Below are 25,246 nucleotides of genomic sequence, written 5' to 3'. Positions count from 1 at the left end.
AACCGGGTTGTTCTGGTAACCGGCGCAGCACGGCGCATTGGTGCTGAAATCGCATGCACTTTTCACCGTGCAGGATTTGACGTGGCGCTTCACTGCCACCGCTCAACCGGGGAGGCCCAGACTCTGGCCGACAGGTTAAACGCCCAGCGCAGGAACTCGGCCGCCGTTTTTTCGGCGGCCCTGGGTGACAGCAATGCCATTCACAAACTGGCAGCCGAGGTGATGGCCTGGCAGGATCGCGTCGATGTGCTGGTGAATAATGCCTCCGGGTTTTTTCCGACACCGTTTGAAGAGGCGTCTGAACAGCAGTGGCACCAGTTGATGGACAGCAACCTGAAGGGGGCTTTTTTCCTCTGCCAAAGCCTCGTCAAGTCACTTCGTAAACAGCGCGGCAGCATTATCAATATTGCCGATATTTATGCTCGCAGCCCGCTGGCGGGTTATAGCATCTACTGCATTGCCAAGGCCGGCAACGCCATGATGACCAAGGCATTGGCCCGGGATTTGGCACCCGAGATGCGTGTCAACGGGATTGCCCCCGGAGTCATTCTCTGGCCAAACCACGATGAACAGATGAGCGAAACAGTCAAACAGCAGGTCACCCAGAGTGTGCCTTTACAACGGATTGGCCACCCCCGTGATATTGCAGACATGGCCCTCTTTCTGGCCACTGGCGCCAACTATATCACCGGACAGATTATTGCAGTAGACGGCGGTAGCCACCTCAACATCTAACCCTTGATACAGATCAAACAAACATCAACCCATAGCCCTTTTACGTCTTGAAAACGCTGAATACAGATCCCAACTTGTCTAACAGATGGTTGAAAGCACAAATGTGAACTATGCTTTCCGGGCGCTGTTCGAACCTTAAAAAACGCATCATTAATGGAGGTGCATCATGTCACTAATACCAAGAACGAGAGGGAGTTTCTTCGACATGGATCGTTTTTTTGAGGACTTCTGGGCACCGGCACGCAGCAGTGAAGTGGATACACCCGGCTCATTCTTTTCACCCCGGGTAGATATCCTGGACAAGAGCGATCACTACGAAATCACGGCAGAAATGCCCGGTATCAAAAAAGAGGATATCAAGATCACCCTGGAAAACGGTGTGCTACGTCTGGAGGCAGAAACTACCCAGGAAAAAAAGGAAGAAAAAGAGGGCAAGGTCATTCGCCAGGAACGCCGCTATGGCAGATATGTGCGCAGTTTTGACCTCGGAGGCGATATGCACGAGGAGGACATCAAGGCTTCCTTCAAGGACGGGGTACTCAAACTGACTGCGCCAAAACTGGCCAAAACGGAGCCGGAACAAAAGCGCATCAAGATCAAGTAAAATAGATTTCCTTTCAACCCCGTGACCGAGCCTCTCCAACGTTCGGTCACGGTTTATCACAAGGCCCCTTATGACCCCTGAACTTGAAGCCATCAGACAACAACTGACCACCCGTCGAACAGAGCTCGCAGACCGCTTATCCAGCCTCAAGGCCGACATCACCCAATCTCATTCCAGGGACTGGGCAGAACAGGCCCAGGAACGGGAGAACGATGAAGTGGTTGAAGCCCTGGGCAATGAGGCGAAACAGGAACTGTCACTGGTCAACCGGGCTATTGAGCGTATCGAATCCGGCACCTATAACCTGTGCAGCCAATGTGGCGGAGAAATTGCCCTGCAGCGACTCCAGGCGGTTCCCTACACCAATCTCTGCATCAACTGTGCGGCCTGAACCGGCAAGTAGTTCGAGTTAATCAGAAAACTTTTGCGCCGTTATCCCATAACTGCGAAAGCTCGGCACCTCGCCAGCAAAAGGACACCGGCCAGAGGATCTGGCCTCGTGGGTCATACCGGTCATAATAGTCGCGCCAAAGTGTTTCATAACAAACGTTGAGTAACGGATGCCTCACATCAGGGGCCAGTTCCGCCAAGGGCCGGAGGACAAAGGCGTTTTCCAGAATTTCACCACGTGGCAGTGTGCCCCCGTCTACGCTGCCGGTGAGATCTGCATAGGTGAGAATATCGATATCCAGGGTTCTGCTGCTGAAACGTGCACAATCCAGGCGGCGGCCATGGCGATACTCCAGCGCTTTCAGATAAGCGGACAGCTCGCCGACACTCAGATCGGTTGTGAGCCCGACCACCAGGTTGTAGAAATTATCGCCAACAAACCCCACTGACTCACTTTCATAGACAGAAGAAATTTTCAGTACACCAAACTGCTCGGCCAACACATCCAGTGCCACCAGGATATGTCGATCCCGATCAATATTGCTACCAAGGCTGAGATAGACCTGTGCGGGCATCAGCTGCGAATGCCCCGCTCAATCAAAACACCCACATCCTCTGCATCGGCAATGGCGTCTGGCTTGCCAATACGCAAGCGCAACCAGGGCACCGAAAATTCCGTGCGCACAATCGTCGCTACCTGCTCCGCCATGGTTTCCAGCAGCAGAAATTCACTGCCGCTGATGAACGCCGTCAGCCGATCTGCTACGGCCTTGTAATTCAGGGCGTATTCAATATCGTCAGACTCGGCCGCCCTGCTGATATTAGCGCCCATCTCCAGATCAAGGCTGACGATCTGGCGCACCTGCCGCTCCCAGTCGTAGACGCCAATGACAGTGGCTATGCGCAGACCACGGATATAGACAATATCCATCCCTGTCACCCCACAGCCAGCGCGGGCAGAGTATCCATTGGCCAGCGCGGCAGCGTGCGAATGGCCAGGTCCTCCTGTTGCCCTGCCAGCAGCCGGCAGCAGCCGGCATAGGCAATCATGGCGCCGTTATCGGTGCAAAATTCGTGGCGGGCATAGAAAACCCGACCGTTCACTTTGGCAAGACTGGCACCCAGTTTTTCCCGTAGACGGCTATTGGCCGAAACGCCCCCGGCAATCACCAGTGCAGTCAGTCCGGTCTGCTCCAGCGCCCTGCGACATTTTATTGCCAGTGTATCCACCACGGCCTCCTGAAAAGCGCAGGCGATATCAGCCATGGTCTGCTGATCCGGCAACACATCGTCGCCGCGATACTCGGCAATGGTATTCAGGGTATAGGTTTTCAGTCCAGAGAAACTGAAGTTCAGCCCGGGACGATCCGTCATCGGTCGGGGGAAATGAAACCGTGTCACATCACCCTGCAGGGCAAGCCTGGCGATTTCCGGTCCCCCCGGATAATCCAGGTCGAGCATTTTGGCCGCCTTGTCAAAGGCTTCACCTGCCGCATCATCCACCGATTCACCGAGAATCCGGTACTGACCAATCGCCTGTACCTCGATTAATTGAGTATGACCACCGGATACCAGCAGTGCCACAAACGGAAAATCAGGGGGACTTTTTTCCAGCATCGGGGCCAGCAAATGACCCTCCATGTGATGCACACCGATGGCTGGCACCTGCCAGGCGTACGCCAGTGCGCGGCCCAGGCTCGCGCCCACCATCAGAGCGCCGATCAGCCCGGGACCTGCCGTATAGGCCACGCCATCAATGTCTTCGGCCGACAAGTCGGCCTCCGCCATCACCTGTCTGATCAATGGCAACAGCTTGCGCACATGGTCGCGGGAAGCCAGCTCGGGAACAACACCACCGTATTCTGCGTGAACAGCTACCTGGCTGTGCAGAATATGGGTCAACAGACCGCGATGACTGTCGTATACAGCGACACCGGTTTCATCGCAGGATGTTTCTATTCCCAGTACTCGCACCGCCGATTACCCCCTGATTGGAAGCGGGTAATCATACGCCAAAACAACCCCCAATTCATGCAGTTAGCCTGGCCCACCAATAGCCAGATAAAGTTTTGCAACCACCGCTGGAAGTGTATAGAATACGCGCCCTTGAACGTTGCACCTGCGAGCAGGAACAACACGACTCAATGAACAGAACAGGATAGAGGATACATGCCCTTCGTTCGAATTAAAGAAAACGAGCCCTTTGATGTGGCTCTGCGCCGCTTCAAACGCTCATGTGAAAAAGCTGGTGTGCTGGCAGAAGTTCGCCGTCGTGAATTTTTTGAAAAGCCCACCTGGGAGCGCAAGCGCAAGGCAGCAGCAGCTGTGAAACGCCACGCCAAAAAGCAATCACGCGAAACGAAGAAATTCCAGCGCCTGTACTAATTCGATCCCGATTGGTCAGAACAGAACAGCTATCCATCAAGCGCCGCAATGTCGGCGCTTTTTGCGTTTGAGGAACAGATCATGAGCCATACCCTGAAAAATCGGATTACCGAGGCAATGAAGGGTGCTATGCGCGCCAAAGCCAAGGAGCAGTTGGGCGCGATTCGGCTGATTCTGTCAGAATTGAAACGCATCGAAGTGGACGAGCGCATCGAGCTGGACGATGCCAGAGTACTTGCGGTACTAGATAAAATGGTAAAACAGCGCCGTGATTCCATCGACCAGTATGAAAATGCCAATCGTCCGGAACTGGCCGAGAAAGAACAGGCAGAAATCGAGGTTATTCAGTCATTTCTCCCCGCCCCACTCAGCGACGCAGAGCTGGCCAGTATGATCACTGCCGCGATGGAGGAAAGCGGTGCTGACTCAATGCGCGATATGGGAAAAGTCATGGCAATACTCAAACCGCTCATCCAGGGCAGGGCGGATGTCGGTGCTGTTAGCGGCCAGGTCAAGGCAAGACTGGGCTAGCAGGGACCATCAAATTAGTGTGGACAGGCTCTAGATAGAGATTGATATTGCCGCTAAGCTGTATAACTCATTCTGGTCGGCCAACTGAAAAAATTCATGCACTCCGGGCAGGCCAGTGTTTATTAACTGACCACTGATATTTCTATGGCCGGCAAAATACCACAAACCTTTATCGACGACCTGCTGGATCGCGTCGATATTGTAGATGTCGTCGGCAGTCGGGTTGACCTGCGAAAATCCGGTAAAAATCACTCCGCCCGCTGTCCGTTTCACGATGAGAAAACCCCTTCATTTACCGTTAGCCAGGACAAACAGTTCTATTATTGTTTTGGTTGCGGCGCTGGCGGCAACGCCATCGGCTTTGTCATGGATTTTGACAGAATCACCTTTCCGGAAGCCGTTGAAACCCTCGCCAGACAGGCAGGTCTGGAGGTTCCCCGCGAAGCCGGCCCGAGTGATGCGGCCACTGAGCGGCGCAAAGCGCTGTATCACACACTGGAGCAGGCGGACCGTTTTTTCCGCAGCTCGCTGCGCCATCACCACTTCGCCTTTGAGGCCGTTTATTACCTGAAGTCCCGTGGTGTTTCCGGGGAGACTGCCCGCAATTTCGGCATCGGCTTTGCGCCGCCCGGCTGGGACAATATGCTCAACAGCATGGGCCACACGGATAACGATATCAAACTGCTCAAGGAGAGCGGCATGGTCATCGATCAGGTGGAAGAGCACAAGGTTTACGACCGCTTCCGCCACCGCATCATGTTTCCTATCCGGGATATTCGCGGCCGCACCGTCGGCTTTGGCGGCCGCGTATTGACAGAAGAAAAACCCAAGTACCTGAATACACCGGAAACGCCGTTGTTTCACAAAGGCAGGGAACTCTATGGTCTTTATGAAGCAAACAAGGCGCTGCGTGATATCCCCTTCATGCTGGTAGTGGAAGGGTACATGGACGTAATCATGCTTTTTGAACACGGCATTTTCAATGTGGTTGCCACACTCGGCACCTCTGCATCCACAGAACACCTGGAAAAACTGTTTCGCTACACATCCGAAGTGGTGTTCTGCTTTGACGGTGACGCGGCTGGCAACAGTGCCGCCAGTCGGGCACTGGACACCTGCCTGCCGTTGATGATTGACGGGCGCTCCGCGCGGTTCATGTTTCTGCCGAGCGGCGAGGATCCCGATTCCATGGTGAGACAGATTGGTCCGGAGAAATTCCTCGAAACCGTGCAGTCGGCCACCCCTATCTCCGAGTTCCTCATGGAGACCATGGCCCTCGGCCTCAATACCGACAGCCCCGATAACCGAGCCAGGATGTGGAAACAGGCTGCCCCGCTGATTAAACGCATGCCACGGGGGGTTTTCCGCGAATTGATGCTGAGAGCCGTCGCCGACAAAATTGGTCTGGATATCGCCACATTGGGTGATTACATGGAGCCGGAGGAAACCCCCGTCAGCCCGGTGTATCAGCCGCCAAAACCGGATTGGGACTACCCCGTTGTTTACGGGGATACCCCTGCATTCGATGGCGAGAGTCCTCAATCGGGCCAACAAAAACGCATCAAAATGCCACCCGCGCATACCCTGATTGCCCTGCTGACCAACCACCCGGAGCTGGTCAAACTGGTCACGGATCTGGATACGCTACGCAAACTCGATATCGACGGACTGGACATTTTGGTACCGCTAGTCGAACTTATCCTTGAAAACCCGGGGTACAGCCTCAATCATATACTGGGCTACTGGCGAGGCATGCACGACCCGGACCAGGCAGATCGACTGGCCAAAATTGCCGCCACCGACCTGCTCAGGCCCGTGGCGAACAGTATTAGGGATAACGAAAAGGAGTTTCAGGAGATTCAGGATCAATTGCTTCGCCAATCGATTCTGCAACTTGAACCACTGCAGGTGATTCAGTTTCTGGCAACCCGGGAGGCCATCGATGACCACGACCTCAAGCAGCTGAATAACGCCTGGTCGAAATTGCCATCGGAACAACGGACAGATGAGACAAAAATGCTTTTTAATCAAGTTCTTGCGAAATCAAAACCAAGGTAACCTACAACCGGCCAATTGCGGCCATACCGAAAATCAGGTAAGACAACGCAGGATTATTACCGTATAATCTTGCGTCTTATTTTGCCCTAACGTGACAGCAGATCGTATATGAGTGGTAACGCAAAGCACCAATCCCGGATCAAGGAATTAATTGCCCGCGGACGCGAACAGGGCTACTTGACCTATGCCGAAGTGAATGACCATTTGCCTGAGGATATTTCCGATCCCGATCAGGTAGAAGATATCATTCAGATGATCAACGACATGGGGATCAGTGTTTATGAAACAGCGCCCGATGCCGAACAACTCCTGATCACCTCCGGCGACTCCACCACCGATGAAATCGCTGCGGCCGAAGCTGCGGCTGCGCTGGCGGCTGTCGAGACCGAACAACATCGCACCACCGACCCGGTTCGCATGTACATGCGTGAAATGGGCTCGGTAGAGCTGCTCACCCGCGAAGGCGAAATCGAAATCGCCAAGCGTATCGAAGAAGGTGTTCGTGAACTTATGGCGGCACTGGCTGAATGGCCCGCCGCCGTGGATCACCTGCTCGCCGAATACGACCTGATTGAAACCGAGGAGCGCAAACTCAGCGATGTGCTAATCGGCTACCTGAATCCGATGGATCACGTTCCCTCCGCCCTCGCACAGGCCGAAGCAGCCAAAAACAAGGAGGAGGAAGAGGATAGCGAAGACGAGGCAGAAGATACCGGCCTCGACCCCATCGAAGCCAAGGAACGTTTTGACACCCTTCGGCAGCTAAACGACAAGGCCAAAAAAGCAATCAGTCGTTATGGCGTAGCTCACAAAACCACCCAGCAGCACCTGTCTGCGCTGGGCGAACACTTTAAATTCCTGAAACTGGCACCCCGTCAGTTTGATCCCATGACCGAAGCGGTGCGTGAAGCCCTGGGCCTGATTCGAGCGGAAGAGCGCAATATCATGGCACTTTGTGTCCGCCAGGCGAAAATGCCTCGCACTGACTTCATCAGCCTGTTTCTTGGTCATGAAACCGATGAAACCTGGGCGACCAAACTGGCCAAAGGCAAAGAGATCTATGCCGCTGCCATCGCCGTGATTGAACCGGATGTTCAGCGCTCACAGCGCCGACTGATGCAACTGGAAGGAAAAACCGGCCTGACCATCAGCCAGATCAAGGACATCAACCGCCGCATGTCAATCGGCGAGGCCAAGGCCCGTCGCGCCAAAAAAGAAATGGTGGAAGCCAACCTGCGACTGGTGATTTCGATTGCCAAAAAATACACCAACCGCGGCCTGCAGTTCCTCGACCTGATTCAGGAAGGCAATATTGGCCTGATGAAGGCGGTGGACAAATTTGAATACCGCCGCGGCTACAAATTCTCGACCTATGCCACCTGGTGGATCAGGCAGGCCATCACCCGCTCCATCGCCGATCAGGCACGGACCATTCGCATTCCGGTGCACATGATTGAAACCATCAACAAACTCAATCGCATCTCCCGGCAAATGCTGCAGGAAATGGGCCGCGAACCCACACCGGAAGAACTGGGCGAAAGAATGGAGATGCCCGAGGACAAAATCCGCAAGGTGTTGAAAATCGCCAAGGAACCGATCTCCATGGAGACCCCCATTGGCGACGACGAAGACTCCCACCTGGGGGATTTTATCGAGGACACCAATATCATGTCCCCGGTGGATTCCGCCACCACGGAAAGCCTCACTGAATCCACCCGCGACGTCCTCAACAACCTGACCGCCCGGGAAGCCAAAGTATTGCGGATGCGGTTTGGTATCGACATGAACACCGATCACACCCTCGAAGAAGTGGGCAAACAATTTGATGTGACACGCGAGCGAATCCGCCAGATCGAAGCCAAAGCGCTGCGAAAACTGCGACACCCCACTCGCTCCGATCATTTGCGCAGCTTCCTGGACGAGTAACCCGTTGCAATAACCTGTCGGGACATTCCAGACCGTCAGTCATCATCCATGGATGGCAATGATAAATACATTGCCATCCCGCCCCCTCAAAGGGCCTTTAGCTCAGTTGGTTAGAGCAGTCGACTCATAATCGATTGGTCGCTGGTTCAAGTCCAGCAAGGCCCACCAATAAAATTAATGGGTTAGGTGATAATCGCCTAATCCTTTTTTTATTGTGCTACTCATATGCCACCATAAAGGGATCGGTGACAACTGAGGCATAAAGGGGTCGGCATAAAGGGGTCGGTGACAACTGAGAATCATTCCCATTTAACTTTCACTGGCCTTACTCGCCCCACACAACTCAATCTTTTTCCAGATGCGCTTTCTATCTGTCCCGAAGCATCACCACCCCCAAGGGACACTGAAAACGCTAGAGCTCGTTGAGCATCATGCAACAGTGACTTTTCCAGATTGATGGAAACAGCTCACGGTAAGCGGGATAATGGCTTTGTTCATCCTATCCAGGCCGGACAAGCAATAAGAATGATTCTCAGTTGTCACCGACCCCTTTATGCCGACCCCTTTATACTCTTTATACTTTATAGAGTTAAACCATGTTCGATCAGCTGACACAGATAGCCGCAAATTTTACTATTCCAGACACCGTAACCGGCCTGATGGTGAATACCGCCATCCTGCTTGTAGTCGTCCTCATCCTCAGGACGCTCACCGCTCGCTTCATTCGTCACAAAGTAAAGGCTCCGGAGCTGAAGGGTCGCCTGCTGGCCAATACCCGCAACGGATTTCTGTTGCTGATCCTGCTGGGGTTGGCGATTATCTGGGGCGATCAGCTACGCACTCTGGCACTTTCGATTCTGGCCATCGCCGTGGCTTTTGTGGTGGCTACCAAGGAGCTGATTCTGTGTATTACCGGCTCTCTGCTGAAGGGTGGTTCGGGGTCCTTTAATATAGGCGACCGGATTCAGGTCAAGGATTTTCGGGGCGACGTGATTGATCAGAGCCTGTTGACCACGACTATTCTCGAGGTGGGGCCCGGCGCCGGCGTCCACCAACGGACCGGCCATGTGATCGTCATACCCAACGCGATATTTCTCTCTGAACCGGTAATTAATGAAACCTTTTCCGAGCGGTATGATTTTCATGTCTTTACCGTGCCATTTATGCGCGAAGATAACTGGCGGGCTGCGCAGGAAGCCCTTCTGGCAGCAGCCAACCGGCACTGTCAGCCCTACCTTGAATCCGTGCGGCGACATATGAACAAGATTGGTGAACGGCGCGGAATGGAAATGCCATCGGTGGATCCGAGAGTCACCATCCAGCTGCCGGAGGCCGAGGAGATTCATCTGGTGATCCGGATCCCCACCAGGGCCGGTCAGCGAAGCTATCTTGAGCAGCTCATTCTGTCGGAGGTGTTTACCAATAATGACTTTTCCGGCAAGTCTTCCCGGCAAAAAACCGGCAGTGACGAATAAAAAGGCCCGCACGTGGCGGGCCTGACAGCAACCATCCTTGTCTCAGACAGGCCTCCGGATCAGTCGTCATGACTGATCCGGACAGGTTCCCGGCTACCTCTTTGAAAATAGACCTCAAGATCGCGACCGTGCACATCGTCACCTTCAATCTCGATCATATCTCTGCGATCAATTGTTATTTCATCGATATCGGCCACACCTGCCTCAAACGCTGCCTCAACGTAACCTGACAATTCATCGGGTGCCATACCCCAGGGGCCACCGGTACGTTTTTCCCGCTCTTCGTGGTCGATGTCCGAACCATCCAGACGCACTTCCAGTTCCACGTGCCACTCCCGGTCGATCCAGCCCTCGATTTCGAGACGGCCATTGTCTTCAAACTCAATACTGGTGAAGTGTGTAATGCCATGATCCGAGCCGACTTTGATCGCCTGATTGACACTGTCCGTTGTGTCAGCCGCATACGCAAAAGGAGTCGCAACCAGTGCCGCAAGTGTCAGTGTTGTGAGTATCTGTTTCATGTAAATCTCCCGATGGATTGATTAAAAAAGAGCCGGATACAGAGCCGGAAACGACCCCGAACACGACCTGACCCGCTTGATGGATAAGGTAACAAAGCCCGTCTTGCAGAACTCTGAGCAATACGTTCATGCTTCATTCATGTTGTCTTTGGCAGAATGACTTTCATGAAATATCCTGCTGACCAGCATTCTTCCCGCCAGCGTTGGCTGTGTTTCGCCGACCATTACCGGCAATGGTCGCTGCGATAAAGGGGCCGTTATTTGCTGGCCGTCATTCTGGCGCTGGGGCTCACCAGTCCCTGCTGGGGTGACGATGAGGATTGGCGACGGCTTCACGAAGAGGTTCGGGCTGGCAAGATCAAGTCTCTTGAGGAGATCCTGACCAGTCTCAATACGCGTTATGATGGCCAGGTCATCGACGTGGATCTGGACAATGAGGACGGGGTGAGAATCTACGAAATAGAGCTGATCGGTATTGAAGGCAGCAATATTCGCGGGATGACGCGTCCGCGAAAGTCCTGCTGGCTGAAGATGATCGACCACTTGCCGAAGCCCTCGCTAATGCCCTGCGTAATGTGGATGTGCTGGTCGAGATCGCGCCCGACGGCAAAACTGCCGATTTTCTGGTCAGTACCGAGTGCTACGATGCGATCATTCTCGATCTCGGTCTGCCCGATGGTAACGGTGTGCAGTGGCTCGCAGGGTGGCGCGCTCGCGGCATGGATCTGCCGGTTCTGATTCTCACTGCCAGAGAGCGCTGGTCAGACAAAGCCGCCGGGGTTTCGGCTGGTGCTGATGATTATGTGACCAAGCCATTTGAAACGGCCGAGGTATTATTCCGCCTGCGAGCACTGGTGCGTCGCAGTCACGGCCATGCCCACCCGGTGATTGCCGTGGGCGATCTGACACTGGACACCCACACCGGACGAATCACTTATCTGGGGATGCCCGTATCATTATCCGCACAGGAATTCCGCCTGCTTTCCTACCTGATGCATGCAGCACCCCGGGTCGTGAGCCGAACAGAACTGTCGGAACATGTTTATGATCAGGATCAGGAACCGGATTCCAATGTCATTGACGTACAGATAAGCCGGTTGCGGAAGAAACTGGCCAGCAACGTAATCGACACTGTGCGGGGACAGGGCTACTGTTTGCCGGACCACTCCGCAAACCCATGATATAGCCCCATGATCCGACACTTCCTGCGCACATTGCCGATCGCTTGCCGCCTGCTGGCCACCTCACTGATTCTGGTGATGCTCGTCATACCGGTAGCGCGCCTGCTACTCTCCTACAACCTTCGCGAAGCCGTGAATACCGCATTCAATGAACGTCTGGAGTCCCTGCTGAACGTGGTTCTGGCCGGTATTGAATACGACCGGCAATCCGACACACTGGCCCTCAACCAGCGTCTCGGTGATGCCCGCTTTGACCAGGTGTTCTCCGGCTGGTATTGGCAGATTTCCGACGATGCTTCCCGGGTTCTGACCTCTCGTTCCCTCTGGGATCAGCGTCTGCCACTGACAGCAAGCACGCAACTGCACTTCTCTACGATTCTCGGCCCAAACGGAGAAACCCTGCGCAAGCTGGAACGGGATATACGGCTACCAAGGCTGCCGGTCACCCTGCACGTTGCCGTGGCAGCCGACCTCAGCGAAGTGGATGCCGAACTGACCCGCTTTGAGCAACTGCTCTGGCTCTCGTTAGTAACCCTCGGGATATTGTTATTGTTGGGCATCTGGTGGCAGCTGCACTGGGGGCTGGAACCACTGCGACGTATCCGCACTAATCTCCAGGCCGTCGAAAGGGGTGACTGTGAGCGACTCGACACGGATCTCTCCGAGGAGCTGGACAATCTCGCAACCACCATCAATACCGTGCTGGAACGGGATCGACAGATGATGTCCCGTGCCCGCACCGCTGCGGGCAACCTGGCCCATGCCATCAAAACGCCCGTCAGTGTGATGATGACGACAATACAACAATTACCTGCCGGACAGCGCGATGTCATGGCGTCCGAGCTTAAACGGTTGAACGACGCTGTGCGGCACCATCTGGCCAGAGCTTCTGCTGCCGGCCCTGTGGTACTGCGTCCCAGAGTGACCCTGTCGGTGGCGCTTGAACCTGTCTTCAATGGCATCTCACGATTGGCCGAACGGCAGAATATCGCCTTTCAAAAACCTACCATACCACCGTTGCAGTTGCAGATCGATGCCCAGGACCTGCAGGAGATTGTCGGCAATCTGCTGAAAAATGCACTGCGTTGGGCCGAATCGAGGGTGGTAATAGATATTCAAAACGACGCTGGCAACCTGCAGCTCGGCATTATGGACGACGGGCCCGGGATGTCTGCTCAGCGCCGAAAAGAAGCATTGCAGCGCGGCAGCCGTCTGGACGAGCAGCGCTCGGGGTCGGGACTGGGGCTCGCCATCGTCAGTGAGCTGGTCCAGCTGTATGGCGGTCAGTTACAACTGAAACCGTCACCGATCGGAGGCCTGCTAGCAACCGTATCCCTGCCCTGCCTGGCTGCTGAAAGTTGAAAGTTGAAAGTTGAAAGTTGAAAGTTGAAAGTTGACGGATACTGCCGAGGGACTGGTTCAACCACAGCCGGGATCAGAACTGCTGTTTCAACTCAGCCGCCAGCGCCAATCCACTCAGGTAGGCGGACTCCACCCTGCCACCCCTCAGCCAGTCGCCACAGACGCCCAGCTGCAACCCCGGATCCACCAGACACTCCACTTCCGGCGATGTTTCAGATAGCACTTTAGTAGGGGTTGGTACAACGGTATTGGCATAGCGCCAGCGATGCAGTCGTGAATACTGCGGTTCCGGCAGCGTTTTAGCGACGAGCCTTTCCAGTTCCTGCCACAGGACTCGCTGAACTTCCCGGGAGTCGTCCTCCAGATGTTGCTCTGCCCAGACATTGCTTGACTGCACCAGCAGCCCACCGTTGTCAGCGCGACCGGGGCGGGATGGCTCGAACGCCAGCCAACCGATCGGGGAATTCTTCACCACTGCCGCCTGCCAAAGCATGTCCAGTGGTTCAGCGAAGCCCAGTAACAGGCTGTAACAGCCGAGCATTACCGTATTGGCCACCTGTCCATAACCGGAAAAAGATGACGGCAGAAACGCCGCTGCCTGTGGCGCTGGCACCGTACAGACGGCCCAGTCAAAAGGGCCGTGACAGGCATCGTTCCGGTCCCGCAAAAACCACCCGGAAGGGGTTTTTTCCAGTGATTCGATCGCTGTATCAAGCACCAGATTTTTGCCCTCGGCGGCAAGCTGACACAGGGTGTTCATGCCGGGAACCGCCACGTAATGGGGTTCAAACCAGTCGCGCCGGTAGGGTTTTCGATCACCACCCAGGGTAATGACCCGTGGACGCCATTCGACCACCTGACCGGCGGCCATCAGCGGTTTCAGGTAGTTTTGAAAAGCCGCTGAACGGGCGGTGAGGAACTGCGCACCGTAATCAAACTGAAAGCCCTCCATGGCGCGGGTCGCGATCCGCCCGCCGACACGCGGGGATTTGTCAAAAACCGTTACCTCGGCAGCGCCATCCAGTTCGTCCGCCAGGGTCAACCCGGACAGACCGGCCCCGATAATCGCCAGACGGGGAAGCCCGGTTGCAGCAGGTATCATCTCAAGTCTTCTCCCGGTATCACAGAGCTATCACTGCGTAACTGAGCAGCGATAGCAGGGCCAGTGCACTGGCGTGAACCCTGAGCCGGTAAAACCAGGATTCAAGCAATTGCTGCCTGACCAGAACGGTATCAATGCACAGCAGGTAGAGAAAACAGAAGACCAATAGCATCACACCACATAAAAGGGTCGACAGTAGAGAGAGCCAGGCCAGCAAGGCAATAACATTGCTGTGCAGGAACAGGTTCAGCGAAGATTGCCTGAACAAAAAAATACCCCAGTGAATACCGGCAATAAAAGCCACAATCACCGCGCCGTAAGCCATCAGCAGAATTTGCAAATCAAGTCCAAACAGCGTGCTGTTTCCAGAAAAAAGCCGATAGCAGGGGGAAAACAGAAAGGGCAGCACACCACTGTAGGTGAGTATTGCAGCCACGGCCTGTTTACCTGTCGTGCTACTGTTCAACGGTTATTTCTCCAATGCTTTTGCCTCGACTGCGTCGACATCGCTCAGAACAATATTTCACATCCTGCCAGACGCGCTGCCACTTTTTCCGCCAATGGAAAACCCGCTGACAGACGACACAGATTTTTTCGGGCAGATCAGCTTTTCCGGGCATGCTGTCACCCCGTCTGCTCCAGCGAACGGCTCACCAGGGAATCTCCCTGCCCTGCCAGTCGAGGTAGAGCGCATGGCCGACCGGAGCCATATTTTCAATGATCGACAGCAACTGCGCCGCCACAAAATCCGGGGGAAACAGCTTGTCTGCCGGCACATTGCCCTGGAAAGGTCTGGACAGTGCCGTGTCGGTGGTGCCGGGATGAAACGCCACCAGCTGAACGTTTTTTGCTCGCCGGGCGTATTCGATTGACGCGGTCTGAACCAGCATGTTGAGGGCCGCCTTGGAGGCGCGATAGCTGTACCAGCCACCCAGCTTATTGTCGCTGATACTGCCCACCCGGGCGCTAAAAAGCGTCAGGGTGCAGGTCTGCCCACTGCGCAACGGTCCCACCAGATGCTTCAACCACAACAGGGGGGTGAAGGTATTGACCCTGAACACCGATTCGATACTGAACAAGTCAATATCTTCGAGGCGCTTTTCGGGGCGAATGCTGTCGCCCTCGTGCAGCATACCGTTACAGATGAATACCCGGGAGAATTCACCGGGCTCGTCACTGAGCAGCGCTGCAGTCGCGGCGATATCCGTCTCGGAATAATCGCAGGTCAACCAACGTACCTGTTCCGGCAAAACAGTTTCGGTGGGCTGTCGACTGATGGCATAGATCCTCTCAATGCGCTGATCCCCGCTCAGCCGGTGGACCAAACGCTGAGCAATACCGCTGGAGGCACCAATCACCAGCGCCTTTGCGCTCATCTCGGCCAACCCTGCTTCTCCACCCTTGTTTGTGCTGTCACGATCCAGATGCCTCGCTGTGATCGCTTTTACCCATTCCCGGCAAAACAGCAGGTAGAAGATCCTTGCCAACACCGGCTAGACACACCTGCCGATCGACCGGCATGCGCCAGGGCTTGCCATCACAGACAGAAAAATACGGGCAATCTCGCATACAGCCCCGGCAGGGCAATCTTTCAGCCGTCAGTTCAGGAAGTAGACTCATCGGTTGGTCCTTTTTTAATAGGTGAGTGTACGCCGGGATGAGCCAATCGGTTCAATCTGACCCTGTAAACCGCCAGGAGCGAGTTTTTTATAGCAAATCAATGGTTTTTGTCACTGACTATGGTCTAGTCTTGGCGGAGGTGGAAATCTGTCTGGCCATACTGCATCGGACAGAAAAATTGATGAGGCCCCTAACCCCTTGGAAACAGACCAGCTGGCACAACTGAAATCCGGCGACACGGCACTTTTTGCGGAACTGGTTCGCGATCACCACCGCGCCCTAATCGCCCTCGCAGTCGCCATCGTCGGCATCAGTGAAGCCGAGGAAGTGGTACAAAATGCCTGGCTGAAAGCCTATCAGGCCATTGGCACCTTTGAAAGCAAATCCCGAATCCGTACCTGGCTGGGCAGCATTGTCATCAATGAGGCAAAAATGCAGTTACGTCAGCGAAAGCGAGAATGGTTATTCAGCGATCAGGGCAGCGAAGACCAGAATCCCGAAGACTGCCTGACGCAAAGATTTACCGGCCGGGGTCACTGGCAACACCCGCCCGCCCCTTGGCATACAGACTCTCCCGAAAATCTGTTGACTGGTGCGCACTTGGCCGAATGCCTGGAAAAACTGTTGGCGGCAATGCCCGCCAATCAGCGATGCATTCTCGAAATGCGGGATACCAGTGGGCTGCCTTTCGATGAAATCTGTAACGAACTCACTGTCTCTGCATCCAATGCACGAGTGCTCCTGCACCGTGCGAGAACACAATTGTTCAAGCTTGTGGATCATTATGAGGAGACTGGCGAGTGCTGAGTTGCCGCGAAATTGTCAATCATGCGGACCAATTGCTCGAAGGCGATTTGAGTCTTTCAGCCCGCATTGCCATCAGGTTTCATCTGCTGCTCTGCCGGCACTGCCGCCGCTATATCAAACAGCTGCGCTGGCTGATCGAGGCCATCCCTTTTATGCACATTAAGGCCACCGAGGCAGAAGTGGACAAAGTAATGAACTGTATTCATTCCCGGGACAACCTCTAAGATCGTTATCAAAACACCTTCCTGCCCGGCAGCAACACAAATTCTGCCTGTACCTGTAACAAATTCCTCACAACAGCATCTGTTAAACAGATAGCCGAATACCCTTGTTGCGTTCTCCACCCCTGTGGCAAAGGTGCTTGAACAGATCAAGTCGGCAATCACTCCCGTTATCCACTGAAAAATAAGTCATCAAAAAGTGTTATTGCATGTAACAAAAAATACCCGACCGCATCTCAATGCGGAGACTTTCATAAACCAAGCAAGGAACTGACCATGAAGCAAACAACGAAAAACACTTTCAAATCGACGATTGGCATGGCTTTCATCTCCACCAGCCTGATTCTGCCCATGGCCAGCATGGCCGATAACCCTTTCGCCGCCACCGATCTCGGCAATGGCTATCAGCTTGCGGGCAAACATGCCGACGACAAACCCACAGAAGGTAAGTGTGGTGAAGGAAAATGCGGTGAGGGAAAAACTGCCCCCAAGTCTGAAGAAGGCAAGTGCGGTGAAGGCAAGTGTGGTGAAGAGAAAGCTGCCCCGAAATCTGAAGAAGGCAAATGTGGTGAGGGGAAATGTGGCGGACAATAATTCGCCGACACCCGGTTGATTTTACACCTCGGGAGGGTGGCCAACCGGCCACCCTTCCTTGCTTTCCTTCCTGATAGTCAATCACATTGGCAAGACATTATGAACGGAACTCCATTTATTCATCGCATTCACCGGTGGTTCAATACAACCCGACAAGCCGATTTTCTAGCCCCGTTGTTGCTGCGCTTTTTCCTGGCACCGGTTTTCATCACAGCGGGCCTGACCAAACTGCTCGCCTTCGAGAGCACCGTCAGCTGGATGGGCAACCCGGATTGGGGGCTGGGGCTGCCACTCCCCTAGTTGATGGCAGGTGTGGCCACCACCACAGAGCTGGTTGGCGGATTCCTGCTGCTGGTGGGGCTGGGGACACGCCTGATTGCTGTTCCGCTGATGGTTACCATGCTGGTAGCTGCCTTCGCGGTTCACTGGGACAACGGCTGGTTTGCCATAGCCCCCTCGGACTCGTCCACCAGTATGGCCCGCCCTCTGGCCATCATCGGTATTCCGGCAGCAGAGCAGAGCCTCACAAACAGTGCAGCAGTGGGGGAACGCTTGTCAGCCGCCCGGAGCCTGCTCAGGGAGCATGGCAACTACTCCTGGTTAACCGGCAAGGGCAATATCGTCATTCTGAATAATGGCATCGAGTTTGCCGCCACCTATTTCATCATGCTGCTGTCACTCTTTTTTACGGGCGGAGGCCGCTACTGCAGTGCGGACTACTGGATAGGCCGCCGATGGCTCAATCACACAGACTGATATGGAGTGTACGGGACAAATCTTCGCCGCTACATTGCACATTACCTGCTCGACTCTGACAGCAAACACCCGACAAACCCCACAGGCTGCCCCTCACCATCAGACTGTTCAACCAATCCTGATCGAGGCCGGTCAGGAAAATGTCTGTTCGGGTAACAAATTACTGCGAACAGGCCCTAGAATAGTCCCGGTAACAAGATAGTCCCGGTAACAAAATAATCCCGGTATCAGACGTTGATGGTCACTGTTCGGCAGGAGTTGTGTATGGAGATGGATCATGTTGTCAAAGTGGTCGATATGGGTATCGATACCCACCAGGAATCCGTTGTGTACATGCGCAAGGATTCGCCGGTTTGCCAGTCGGAAGGCTTCTCCGCCAGCAGTCGCCTGACACTGAAAAGCAACGGTCTCTCGCTGATTGCCACCTTGAACGTGGTGGACAACCACATTCTGCCCGAGGGTTATGCCGGGCTCTCCAAAGTTGCCATACGCGACCTGAAGATCAAAAGCGGCGACAGGGTCATGATCCATAATGCACCACTGCTGAACTCGCTGAGCCTGGTCCGCAAGAAAATATACGGTCACAAGCTCAGTGAGTCCGATATTAAAAATATCATCACGGACATCAGCGGTCATCATTACACCGACATTGCCATCGCCAGCTTTCTCAGCGCCTGCGCAGGCAACAGACTGGATGTTGACGAGATCATCAGCCTCACCAAAGCGATGGTGGATTGCGGCAAGCGACTCGAGTGGCCGGGCCGCCTACGGATATTCGACAAGCATTGTATTGGCGGACTGCCGGGCAATCGCACCACACCCATTCTGGTTTCGATTGTCAGTTCAGCGGGGCTGATTATTCCGAAAACGTCATCCCGGGCAATCACCTCGCCATCGGGCACCGCAGACACCATGGATACCCTGACCAACGTCAACCTGAAGCTGGAAGAAATCCGTCACGTGGTCGGCGCAACCGATGCCTGTCTGGTGTGGGGCGGTGGCGTCAACCTGAGTCCGGTTGATGATCTGCTGATCCGGGTGGAACGGGCACTGGACCTGGATGGCGAGGGCCAGATGATCGCATCGGTGTTATCCAAAAAAATAGCAGCGGGCTCAACCCATGCAGTGATCGATATTCCCGTTGGCACAACAGCCAAAATCAGAAGCCAGGAAGAAGCCAAAAGACTGGCATCCATGTTCACGCTAGTGGGGGCGGCCTGCGGAATTCAACTGCGCTGCCTAATTACGGATGGCAGCGCACCAATCGGCTATGGCATAGGACCGGTTGAAGAAGCCCGGGATATTTTATCCGTCCTGCAATGTGAGGCGAACGCGCCTAGGGATTTACGGGAGCGCTCCCTGTTCCTCGCCGCCAACCTGCTGGACATGGCCGAGAGTAAAGGTGTTGAGGCCTGTATCCACCAAGCCACCGACATACTGGATAGCGGGCAGGCTTGGCGGCAATTCCAGCGCATTACCCGTGCCCAGGGTGGCCTGAAAACGCTGCCCGATGCCCGTTACCAACACATCGAGGAGGCCAATCAGGATGGTGTCATCACGGCAATCGACAATCGCAGACTGGCCAGAGTGGCAAAACTGGCCGGAGCGCCCACAGATCCGGCAGCGGGGCTTCGCCTGGCGGCCTACCTTGGGGAGCCTGTGGCAAAAGGACAGCCACTTTTTACCCTGTTTTCGGAGAGCAAGGGAGAGCGGGACTATGCGCTTGCTTTTTATCGGGATAATGGCCCTGTTTTCAGTATTGGTGATCCATCATGAACCATCCCGACAAACAACCACCACTGCTATTCTCCCTCGATAATCACCCCCTGCTGGCACCCCTGTGCCATGATCTGGCAGGAGCTGAGGGGATACTCGAGACTCGTCTGTTTCCGGACGGGGAAACCTATCTCAAAGTTGTCACTCCAGTGATCGGATGTCACTGCATTGTGGTGGCCAATCTGGCTAATCCCAATGGCAAATACCTTCCGCTGACCTTTCTGCTGGAAACGCTGCGTGAACTGGGCGCAAGCTCGATTGGACTGGTAGCCCCCTACCTCTGCTACATGCGTCAGGACTGCCGTTTTCATGACGGCGAAGCGGTCACCTCACGCTTGTTTGCCCGCATGCTGTCAAGCCATATCGACTGGCTGGTGACGGTGGATCCTCACTTGCATCGCTACCATTCGCTTGCCGACATCTACACCGTCCCCACTACCAGGATTGAAGGCACAGTAGCGCTCACCGAATGGCTGACCAATCAGGCCTCGTTGTTGCTGATAGGACCTGACAGCGAGAGCGAGCAGTGGGTCTCCCGGGTGGCCACGGCCAGTGGTCACCCCTATGTGATCGGAGAAAAGCAACGGCACGGCGACCGCGATGTGCTAGTCACGCTGCCCGATGTTTCGGGTTACCGGGATCGAACAGCGGTGATCATTGACGATGTCATTTCTAGTGGTCAAACCATCCTGAAGTGTCTTCAGGCACTGCGGCAACAGGGTATCACCCGGGTAAAATGCGCGGCGATACACGGCATATTTGCCGATAGCGTCGATGTGCTGCTGATGCAGTCCGGCCTGACGGAACTGGCCACCTGCAACACCATTCCCCATGTCACCAACCGGATTGATGTGACTACCCTGCTGGTGCCTGCCATGCAGGAATATCTGGCTGCCGGATAATGAATCGGTCAGGCCACTCTGGCAACAACGGCAAACAACGGGTCGCCGGACGGGGGGCTGCGATCCATCATTTCAATGTCCCGGTAGCAACCCGCTTCTTCAAGAAAAGTCTTGATCAGATAGGCACGCTGCTCATCGTTCAGATACAACCAGGCAGCAGTCGCTTTTGATTCAAAAAAGCGGTTTGAGTAGGTGATAACCAACGGTGCGTCGGGCCTGAGCGCCCGGCCCAGATCACGCAATACTGAGACGGGATCCGTCAGGTAGTCAATCGAGACACAGATCAATCCCGCATCAAACTCACCGTCGATAAACGGCAGTGAGGGTTCCTGGTTCAGATTCTGCACCACCCATTGATCGAGCTGTTGATTGCGCGTCATCTCCCGGTCGTTCATGCCCAGTCCTACCACACGACTGAATTCCATCTCTTCGGGCAAGTGACTGAGCCAGCTGCTCATCAGATCCAGTACTGCCATTCCGGCAGACAGATATTCTCGATACAGCCCGGTCACCCGGTCAATCGCACCGGCATCAATATGGCTGGTAAACCGCGCAATACGGTAAAACTGCTCATCAGGTGACTCATCCATACGACGAAACGTGCTGTCAGTCAGCTGGATTTTATACTTCTTCTCGAAAGGCATGAACGGCAGACTAAACCAGACCAGACCACCGGTAAACCCTTCGATGCACCTGGCACCAGGCACTGTTATCAAGCGCGGCAAAATGCTACTTTTAATGCTTGAATAATCGTGCCCCGACAGAGCTCCCCGACCTTCTGATTTTGTCACTGTCGTGGTTAGAGAAGACATTATGAAAATATCCACCACCCAACAGTACAACCACGCCAACCGGAAAATTGATCCACGTTTCGAAGCCGCCCTCGAGGCAGTTGATCGACAGCACTTTATCAGCTGCGAGGATGGATCGCTGGTAGCGGGAAAAAGCATTCCCACCTCCGAGACATTGAAACAGATCTTCAGTGTACTGACGTTACCGGACCATCCCGGAGTACTGCATGTAGGGGCAGGGCTTGGTTACCCCTGCGCGGTGCTGGCGAAAATCGCCAACAGGGTCGTCGGGATCGAGAAAATTGCCTCCCTTGCAGATGCCGCAATGGAAAAAATCAACCGACTGAAACTGAAAAATGTCATTGTGCTCAATGGCGAAGGTGCAGAGGGCGCCCCACAGTTTGCCCCCTTCGACATCATCATGGTCACCACCCCCAACCTCAAGAGCCTCTCGACGTTACTCCACCAACTAGCCCCCGGTGGCCAACTGGTGTGCGTTGAACGAACAGAATCGACGTTGTTGCGACTGGTAAAGTATGCTCAGGATGAACAGCAGAAAACCCACCGTATCGAACAGGGATTGGTTAGCTTTGACTGCAAAAGCGACCAGACCCTGATCGAGCTCGGCATCGTCAACCGGGAAATTCTCAACGAAGCGAGAATTCGTGCAAAAGCCAATAACAGCCTGATTATCGACGAAGTCCGGCAATTGATTAATGTAGATGATATGGCGTTATACCGGTCCCTGGCCAAACGCTACAATCTCGAGCTTGGCAATGTCGAAATTTTACTCAGGCGACTGGATCCCGCGATTTTCAACCGGTTCTCTCAAGCCTTCCTCGATCACCATCGACTGATCCCGCTGTTTGCCGACCACGACACTCTCAGGGTTGCCACCAGTGATCCGGATGCGTCGATGGATGAAATTCAGCAGGTCTTCCCTCGCCGCAAACTGGTAAAAATCCTGGTCACACCGACGGATTTCAGACGTCTCTGGTCTGCCACTGACCTTTCTGTGCAGGCCCATACGACAGCGCTCCCCGACTATGAGGAAAAAATCCTTGCCGAGAAAGATCAGGATCTGCTGGGCAACGCCAAGCCGGAGGTGGGTGCTCACCTGATCTCATTGTTTGAAGCCATGTTGCTGGATGCCGTGGCCGAGCGCGCCAGTGATCTGCACATTGAGCAGTACCATCGCACCGTGAGAATCCGCTTGCGGGTCGATGGTGAATTGCGCGACCTGCCTCACTACGATATCAGTCCCGGTGAATTGCGCGGGCTGATCAACGTGATCAAGCTGCGCGCCGACCTGAACATTGCGGAGCGCCGCCTTCCCCAGGGTGGTCGCTCACGCCTGCGGGTAGGCGATGCCCTGTTCGATTTGCGGATTCAGATGCAACCCTCTCTTCACGCCGAACATGTGGTCATCCGCCTGTTGCCTCAGAATTCCGAGCTGATCAGCATTGATAAACTGGGGCTGTCCAGCATAATTGCCGACAACTACCGACGGCTACTACGCAATCCCGCGGGCCTGGTACTGGTGGTTGGCCCCACCGGATCGGGCAAAAGCACAACACTGTATGCCGGGCTGCAGTTATTGGCCGATGACGGCACCCGGAAAGTGATTACCGTGGAAGACCCTATCGAATACTCCATTAAAAATATCCAGCAAACCCGGGTAAGGCCCGAGATCGGCTTCAATTTTGCCGATGCCATGCGCTCCTTCGTCCGCCAGGACCCGGATGTGATCCTGGTGGGTGAAATCCGGGACAATGAAACCGCTGTCGAGGCCATGCGGGCCTCTCAAACCGGTCATGTGGTGCTATCTACATTGCACTGCAACGATGCCGTCGATGCCATGCAGCGGCTCTATGACCTGGGCGTTCACCCAAACTCACTGGCCAGCGAACTGCTGGCTGTAATCGCCCAACGGCTGGCAAAACGTATTTGCCTCAACTGCCGGGTTCCGGCGGAACCGGATAAGGCGATTCTTCAGGAAGTGTTTCCCGATGGCACACCCCACAGCTTCCGCTCGTTTATCGGCAAGGGTTGCGAACAGTGTAATGACAGCGGTACTCACGGCCGCATGGGGGTTGTGGAATACCTGCACATCAACCCCGAACTGCGCAATGCCATCGCCCGCCACATCCCGGTGGGAGAGCTGCGCAAACTGGCGCTGGATTGCGGACTGGTGACCATGCGCGACAGCGCACTGGACCACGTCATCCAGGGCAATATTCCGCTCTCTGAATTACCCCGTATTCTCCCGGCCGAGCGGATGGCGCCTGAAGCTCGCTGGCAATGGGAAAAACCCTCCTGAGACATTGATCATGAATGATAAAGCCATACAGCGGCCCAGCGCCGAAAACCTCTACCGGGACGAGCTGGAACGGCTGGCCGACTGGGATCCTGGCCCGGCACCACCGGGCTGGAAGCTGTCTCCGTTTGCCGTGGAGAAGTTTATTCTCGGTGATGACAAGCTGGGCATTCCACGAAAATTTGTCGCCCAACGGGAATTGGTGACACGGATTATTATCAGTCTCGCCACTAACCGTGGAGCGATGCTTATCGGCGAACCGGGCACCGCCAAGTCCTGGTTGTCGGAATTATTGGCCAGCGCCATCTCCGGCCAATCCACACTGACCATTCAGGGCGGTGCCATTACCGATGTCAGCCAACTGCTCTACAGCTGGAACGAAGCCTTATTGAAGAGCACTGGGCCCACAATCGAGGCGCTGATACCCAGCCCCGTTTATCAGGGCATGATGGATGGCCAGTTGGTGCGTTTCGAAGAGATTGCCCGCTGCCCACAGCACATTCAGGATGCCATGCTGTCGATCATGTCAGAGAGACAGATCCTGGTGCCTGAACTCGGGCGCGAAAACGGCGTACTTTTCGCCCGGGAGGGTTTTAATATCATCGCCACGTCCAACTCCCTGGATAAAGGCGTCAATGCCATGAGCGCGGCCCTCAAACGTCGCATGAACTTCGAGACCATACCACCCATTCGTGAACTGCGGGACGAAATCGAGGTGGTCGCCAGTGAGTCGGAAAAACTGATTCGCCTGTCCGGTGTCGGTGTGAAGCCCGATGCCCAGATCATAGAAGTACTGACGACGATTTTCCACGAACTGCGCAACGGGCAGACGCTGGATGGCCGCAGTACCGACCGACTTGCGGCCACCGTAATGTCTACCGCAGAGGCCGTGTCTGTGGCCCACGCCATGGGGGTCCACGCCTACTACTATCGCAACGGCAAGATGGAGATGGGCGATCTGGTGCACTTCCTGATCGGAGCAGCCCTGAAAGATAACAAAGACGACCGGCGGCGCATGAAGCACTATTTTGAAACCGAAGTGGTGGTTAAGGAAGGAGCACACTGGCAAGCGGTATTTGAGCAGCGGCGGTTACTATAAACCCCCCAGAATAGAGGACAGCGACTCAAACCGCCTTCATAAGTCCAGATATCGGAAACCACTGTCGCCGGTACCCGAAAGCAACAGTATCAG

27 protein-coding genes, 1 tRNA gene and 1 pseudogene are annotated in these 25,246 nt (G+C 54.8%); 19 read left to right on the top strand and 10 right to left on the bottom strand.

The genetic code is table 11. The features are described 5' to 3' along the window. The 3 genes from ACTF5G_RS06985 to ACTF5G_RS06975 all read left to right on the top strand — a co-directional run. Positions 1-735, top strand: a 735-nt coding sequence (locus ACTF5G_RS06985; protein WP_438952103.1) for a pteridine reductase, incomplete at its 5' end; no start/stop codon positions are given. 166 nt (positions 736-901) lie between these two features. After that, positions 902-1,339 carry an Hsp20/alpha crystallin family protein gene (locus ACTF5G_RS06980; RefSeq protein WP_438952102.1) on the top strand — a complete coding sequence of 146 codons (438 nt, stop codon included), beginning with the start codon at positions 902-904 and terminating at the stop codon, positions 1,337-1,339. Positions 1,340-1,409: 70 nt separating this feature from the next. After that, positions 1,410-1,730 carry a TraR/DksA family transcriptional regulator gene (locus ACTF5G_RS06975; RefSeq protein WP_438952101.1) on the top strand — a complete coding sequence of 107 codons (321 nt, stop codon included), beginning with the start codon at positions 1,410-1,412 and terminating at the stop codon, positions 1,728-1,730. 22 nt (positions 1,731-1,752) lie between these two features. Here ACTF5G_RS06975 and folK read toward each other — a convergent pair whose 3' ends face one another. Genes folK through tsaD form a run of 3 tightly spaced genes read right to left on the bottom strand, consistent with a single transcriptional unit; the run spans position 1,753 to position 3,703 of the window. Next, positions 1,753-2,304 carry a 2-amino-4-hydroxy-6-hydroxymethyldihydropteridine diphosphokinase gene (gene folK, locus ACTF5G_RS06970; protein WP_438952100.1) on the bottom strand — a complete coding sequence of 184 codons (552 nt, stop codon included), beginning with the start codon at positions 2,302-2,304 and terminating at the stop codon, positions 1,753-1,755. Then, entirely contained in the window at positions 2,304-2,660 is a 357-nt protein-coding gene (folB, locus tag ACTF5G_RS06965; RefSeq protein ID WP_438952099.1) for a dihydroneopterin aldolase, read from the bottom strand. The genes folK and folB overlap by 1 nt, the downstream gene beginning before the upstream one ends. 5 nt (positions 2,661-2,665) lie before the next feature. Continuing rightward, entirely contained in the window at positions 2,666-3,703 is a 1,038-nt protein-coding gene (gene tsaD, locus ACTF5G_RS06960) for a tRNA (adenosine(37)-N6)-threonylcarbamoyltransferase complex transferase subunit TsaD (RefSeq protein WP_438952098.1), read from the bottom strand. A 195-nt stretch (positions 3,704-3,898) separates the two neighbouring features. On the opposite strand from tsaD, the gene rpsU reads away from it, so the two are divergent. From rpsU to ACTF5G_RS06930, 6 genes are all read left to right on the top strand, one after another. Further along, the gene (gene rpsU, locus ACTF5G_RS06955; protein ID WP_036859726.1) at positions 3,899-4,114 is read left to right on the top strand and encodes a 30S ribosomal protein S21; all 216 of its coding nucleotides are present in this window, start codon (positions 3,899-3,901) and stop codon (positions 4,112-4,114) included. An 81-nt stretch (positions 4,115-4,195) separates the two neighbouring features. After that, a complete protein-coding gene (locus ACTF5G_RS06950) occupies positions 4,196-4,645 on the top strand; it encodes a GatB/YqeY domain-containing protein (protein ID WP_438952104.1) in 450 nt (149 codons plus the stop codon). Positions 4,646-4,789: 144 nt separating this feature from the next. Beyond that, the gene (gene dnaG / locus ACTF5G_RS06945; protein ID WP_438952097.1) at positions 4,790-6,703 is read left to right on the top strand and encodes a DNA primase; all 1,914 of its coding nucleotides are present in this window, start codon (positions 4,790-4,792) and stop codon (positions 6,701-6,703) included. A 108-nt stretch (positions 6,704-6,811) separates the two neighbouring features. Next, entirely contained in the window at positions 6,812-8,629 is a 1,818-nt protein-coding gene (rpoD, locus tag ACTF5G_RS06940) for an RNA polymerase sigma factor RpoD (protein WP_438952096.1), read from the top strand. Positions 8,630-8,720: 91 nt separating this feature from the next. Continuing rightward, positions 8,721-8,797: transfer RNA gene (locus ACTF5G_RS06935), tRNA-Ile, on the top strand. Between the two features lie 428 nt (positions 8,798-9,225). Next, the gene (locus ACTF5G_RS06930) at positions 9,226-10,104 is read left to right on the top strand and encodes a mechanosensitive ion channel domain-containing protein (RefSeq protein ID WP_438952095.1); all 879 of its coding nucleotides are present in this window, start codon (positions 9,226-9,228) and stop codon (positions 10,102-10,104) included. Between the two features lie 59 nt (positions 10,105-10,163). Here ACTF5G_RS06930 and ACTF5G_RS06925 read toward each other — a convergent pair whose 3' ends face one another. Both ACTF5G_RS06925 and ACTF5G_RS06920 read right to left on the bottom strand, forming a co-directional pair. Then, on the bottom strand, positions 10,164-10,625 hold the full coding sequence (locus ACTF5G_RS06925; RefSeq protein WP_438952094.1) for a hypothetical protein: 462 nt from the start codon (positions 10,623-10,625) through the stop codon (positions 10,164-10,166). A 126-nt stretch (positions 10,626-10,751) separates the two neighbouring features. Further along, positions 10,752-11,168, bottom strand: a complete 417-nt coding sequence (locus tag ACTF5G_RS06920) for a hypothetical protein (RefSeq protein ID WP_438952093.1) — start codon at positions 11,166-11,168, stop codon at positions 10,752-10,754. Between the two features lie 32 nt (positions 11,169-11,200). On the opposite strand from ACTF5G_RS06920, the gene ACTF5G_RS06915 reads away from it, so the two are divergent. Both ACTF5G_RS06915 and ACTF5G_RS06910 read left to right on the top strand, forming a co-directional pair. Then, positions 11,201-11,806 (top strand): response regulator transcription factor, encoded by a 606-nt coding sequence (locus ACTF5G_RS06915; RefSeq protein ID WP_438952092.1) that lies wholly within the window; start codon positions 11,201-11,203, stop codon positions 11,804-11,806. Positions 11,807-11,815: 9 nt separating this feature from the next. Continuing rightward, complete coding sequence (locus ACTF5G_RS06910; RefSeq protein ID WP_438952091.1) at positions 11,816-13,168, top strand: ATP-binding protein; 1,353 nt, start codon at positions 11,816-11,818, stop codon at positions 13,166-13,168. 73 nt (positions 13,169-13,241) lie between these two features. Here ACTF5G_RS06910 and ACTF5G_RS06905 read toward each other — a convergent pair whose 3' ends face one another. The 4 genes from ACTF5G_RS06905 to ACTF5G_RS06890 are packed head-to-tail and all read right to left on the bottom strand — an operon-like array spanning position 13,242 to position 15,760. After that, entirely contained in the window at positions 13,242-14,270 is a 1,029-nt protein-coding gene (locus ACTF5G_RS06905; protein WP_438952090.1) for an NAD(P)/FAD-dependent oxidoreductase, read from the bottom strand. Between the two features lie 19 nt (positions 14,271-14,289). Next, positions 14,290-14,706, bottom strand: a complete 417-nt coding sequence (locus tag ACTF5G_RS06900; RefSeq protein WP_438952089.1) for a DUF3429 domain-containing protein — start codon at positions 14,704-14,706, stop codon at positions 14,290-14,292. 19 nt (positions 14,707-14,725) lie between these two features. Further along, positions 14,726-14,890, bottom strand: coding sequence for a DUF2256 domain-containing protein (locus tag ACTF5G_RS06895; protein ID WP_438952088.1), 165 nt, complete (start codon positions 14,888-14,890; stop codon positions 14,726-14,728). A gap of 30 nt (positions 14,891-14,920) precedes the next feature. Beyond that, positions 14,921-15,760 carry an SDR family NAD(P)-dependent oxidoreductase gene (locus tag ACTF5G_RS06890; RefSeq protein WP_438952087.1) on the bottom strand — a complete coding sequence of 280 codons (840 nt, stop codon included), beginning with the start codon at positions 15,758-15,760 and terminating at the stop codon, positions 14,921-14,923. Between the two features lie 328 nt (positions 15,761-16,088). Here ACTF5G_RS06890 and ACTF5G_RS06885 point away from each other — a divergent pair, with 328 nt between their 5' ends. From ACTF5G_RS06885 to ACTF5G_RS06860, 6 genes and pseudogenes are all read left to right on the top strand, one after another. Next, a complete protein-coding gene (locus tag ACTF5G_RS06885; RefSeq protein ID WP_438952086.1) occupies positions 16,089-16,697 on the top strand; it encodes an RNA polymerase sigma factor in 609 nt (202 codons plus the stop codon). Then, positions 16,691-16,921: a zf-HC2 domain-containing protein gene (locus tag ACTF5G_RS06880; RefSeq protein WP_438952085.1), complete on the top strand. Its 231-nt coding sequence runs from the start codon at positions 16,691-16,693 to the stop codon at positions 16,919-16,921. The genes ACTF5G_RS06885 and ACTF5G_RS06880 overlap by 7 nt, the downstream gene beginning before the upstream one ends. 273 nt (positions 16,922-17,194) lie before the next feature. After that, positions 17,195-17,512 carry an HvfA family oxazolone/thioamide-modified RiPP metallophore gene (locus tag ACTF5G_RS06875; RefSeq protein WP_438952084.1) on the top strand — a complete coding sequence of 106 codons (318 nt, stop codon included), beginning with the start codon at positions 17,195-17,197 and terminating at the stop codon, positions 17,510-17,512. Between the two features lie 99 nt (positions 17,513-17,611). Then, positions 17,612-18,268, top strand: a pseudogene (locus ACTF5G_RS06870) (HvfX family Cu-binding RiPP maturation protein). Positions 18,269-18,538: 270 nt separating this feature from the next. Then, on the top strand, positions 18,539-20,044 hold the full coding sequence (locus ACTF5G_RS06865) for a thymidine phosphorylase family protein (protein WP_438952083.1): 1,506 nt from the start codon (positions 18,539-18,541) through the stop codon (positions 20,042-20,044). Further along, a complete protein-coding gene (locus ACTF5G_RS06860; protein WP_438952082.1) occupies positions 20,041-20,946 on the top strand; it encodes a ribose-phosphate diphosphokinase in 906 nt (301 codons plus the stop codon). Before ACTF5G_RS06865 ends, ACTF5G_RS06860 begins: the two co-directional genes overlap by 4 nt. 8 nt (positions 20,947-20,954) lie before the next feature. On the opposite strand, the gene ACTF5G_RS06855 is transcribed toward ACTF5G_RS06860, so the two are convergent. Then, complete coding sequence (locus ACTF5G_RS06855) at positions 20,955-21,671, bottom strand: class I SAM-dependent methyltransferase (protein ID WP_438952081.1); 717 nt, start codon at positions 21,669-21,671, stop codon at positions 20,955-20,957. A gap of 88 nt (positions 21,672-21,759) precedes the next feature. On the opposite strand from ACTF5G_RS06855, the gene ACTF5G_RS06850 reads away from it, so the two are divergent. Together ACTF5G_RS06850 and ACTF5G_RS06845 are read left to right on the top strand one after the other, a co-directional pair. Next, on the top strand, positions 21,760-24,057 hold the full coding sequence (locus ACTF5G_RS06850) for an ATPase, T2SS/T4P/T4SS family (protein WP_438952080.1): 2,298 nt from the start codon (positions 21,760-21,762) through the stop codon (positions 24,055-24,057). 10 nt (positions 24,058-24,067) lie between these two features. Beyond that, positions 24,068-25,153 (top strand): ATP-binding protein, encoded by a 1,086-nt coding sequence (locus ACTF5G_RS06845; protein WP_438952079.1) that lies wholly within the window; start codon positions 24,068-24,070, stop codon positions 25,151-25,153. Positions 25,154-25,246: the final 93 nt, after the last annotated feature.

Origin of the sequence: Porticoccus sp., from assembly GCF_965660005.1 — a bacterium.
Lineage (GTDB): Bacteria > Pseudomonadota > Gammaproteobacteria > Pseudomonadales > Porticoccaceae > Porticoccus.
Note: the sequence above shows the minus strand (reverse complement) of the source record. Positions and strands in the feature narration are given on the sequence as shown.

Bases quoted from the DNA above. Each gene is read 5' to 3' on its own strand.
- rpoD (WP_438952096.1), top strand. From the start codon at position 6,812: ATGAGTGGTAACGCAAAGCACCAATCCCGGATCAAGGAATTAATTGCC.
- rpsU (WP_036859726.1), top strand. From the start codon at position 3,899: ATGCCCTTCGTTCGAATTAAAGAAAACGAGCCCTTTGATGTGGCTCTG.
- ACTF5G_RS06910 (WP_438952091.1), top strand. From the start codon at position 11,816: ATGATCCGACACTTCCTGCGCACATTGCCGATCGCTTGCCGCCTGCTG.
- ACTF5G_RS06875 (WP_438952084.1), top strand. From the start codon at position 17,195: ATGAAGCAAACAACGAAAAACACTTTCAAATCGACGATTGGCATGGCT.
- ACTF5G_RS06845 (WP_438952079.1), top strand. From the start codon at position 24,068: ATGAATGATAAAGCCATACAGCGGCCCAGCGCCGAAAACCTCTACCGG.
- ACTF5G_RS06860 (WP_438952082.1), top strand. From the start codon at position 20,041: ATGAACCATCCCGACAAACAACCACCACTGCTATTCTCCCTCGATAAT.
- ACTF5G_RS06975 (WP_438952101.1), top strand. From the start codon at position 1,410: ATGACCCCTGAACTTGAAGCCATCAGACAACAACTGACCACCCGTCGA.
- ACTF5G_RS06895 (WP_438952088.1), bottom strand. From the start codon at position 14,890: ATGCCCGGAAAAGCTGATCTGCCCGAAAAAATCTGTGTCGTCTGTCAG.
- ACTF5G_RS06950 (WP_438952104.1), top strand. From the start codon at position 4,196: ATGAGCCATACCCTGAAAAATCGGATTACCGAGGCAATGAAGGGTGCT.
- ACTF5G_RS06850 (WP_438952080.1), top strand. From the start codon at position 21,760: ATGAAAATATCCACCACCCAACAGTACAACCACGCCAACCGGAAAATT.
- ACTF5G_RS06930 (WP_438952095.1), top strand. From the start codon at position 9,226: ATGTTCGATCAGCTGACACAGATAGCCGCAAATTTTACTATTCCAGAC.
- ACTF5G_RS06925 (WP_438952094.1), bottom strand. From the start codon at position 10,625: ATGAAACAGATACTCACAACACTGACACTTGCGGCACTGGTTGCGACT.
- folB (WP_438952099.1), bottom strand. From the start codon at position 2,660: ATGGATATTGTCTATATCCGTGGTCTGCGCATAGCCACTGTCATTGGC.
- ACTF5G_RS06905 (WP_438952090.1), bottom strand. From the start codon at position 14,270: ATGATACCTGCTGCAACCGGGCTTCCCCGTCTGGCGATTATCGGGGCC.
- ACTF5G_RS06865 (WP_438952083.1), top strand. From the start codon at position 18,539: ATGGATCATGTTGTCAAAGTGGTCGATATGGGTATCGATACCCACCAG.
- folK (WP_438952100.1), bottom strand. From the start codon at position 2,304: ATGCCCGCACAGGTCTATCTCAGCCTTGGTAGCAATATTGATCGGGAT.
- ACTF5G_RS06980 (WP_438952102.1), top strand. From the start codon at position 902: ATGTCACTAATACCAAGAACGAGAGGGAGTTTCTTCGACATGGATCGT.
- dnaG (WP_438952097.1), top strand. From the start codon at position 4,790: ATGGCCGGCAAAATACCACAAACCTTTATCGACGACCTGCTGGATCGC.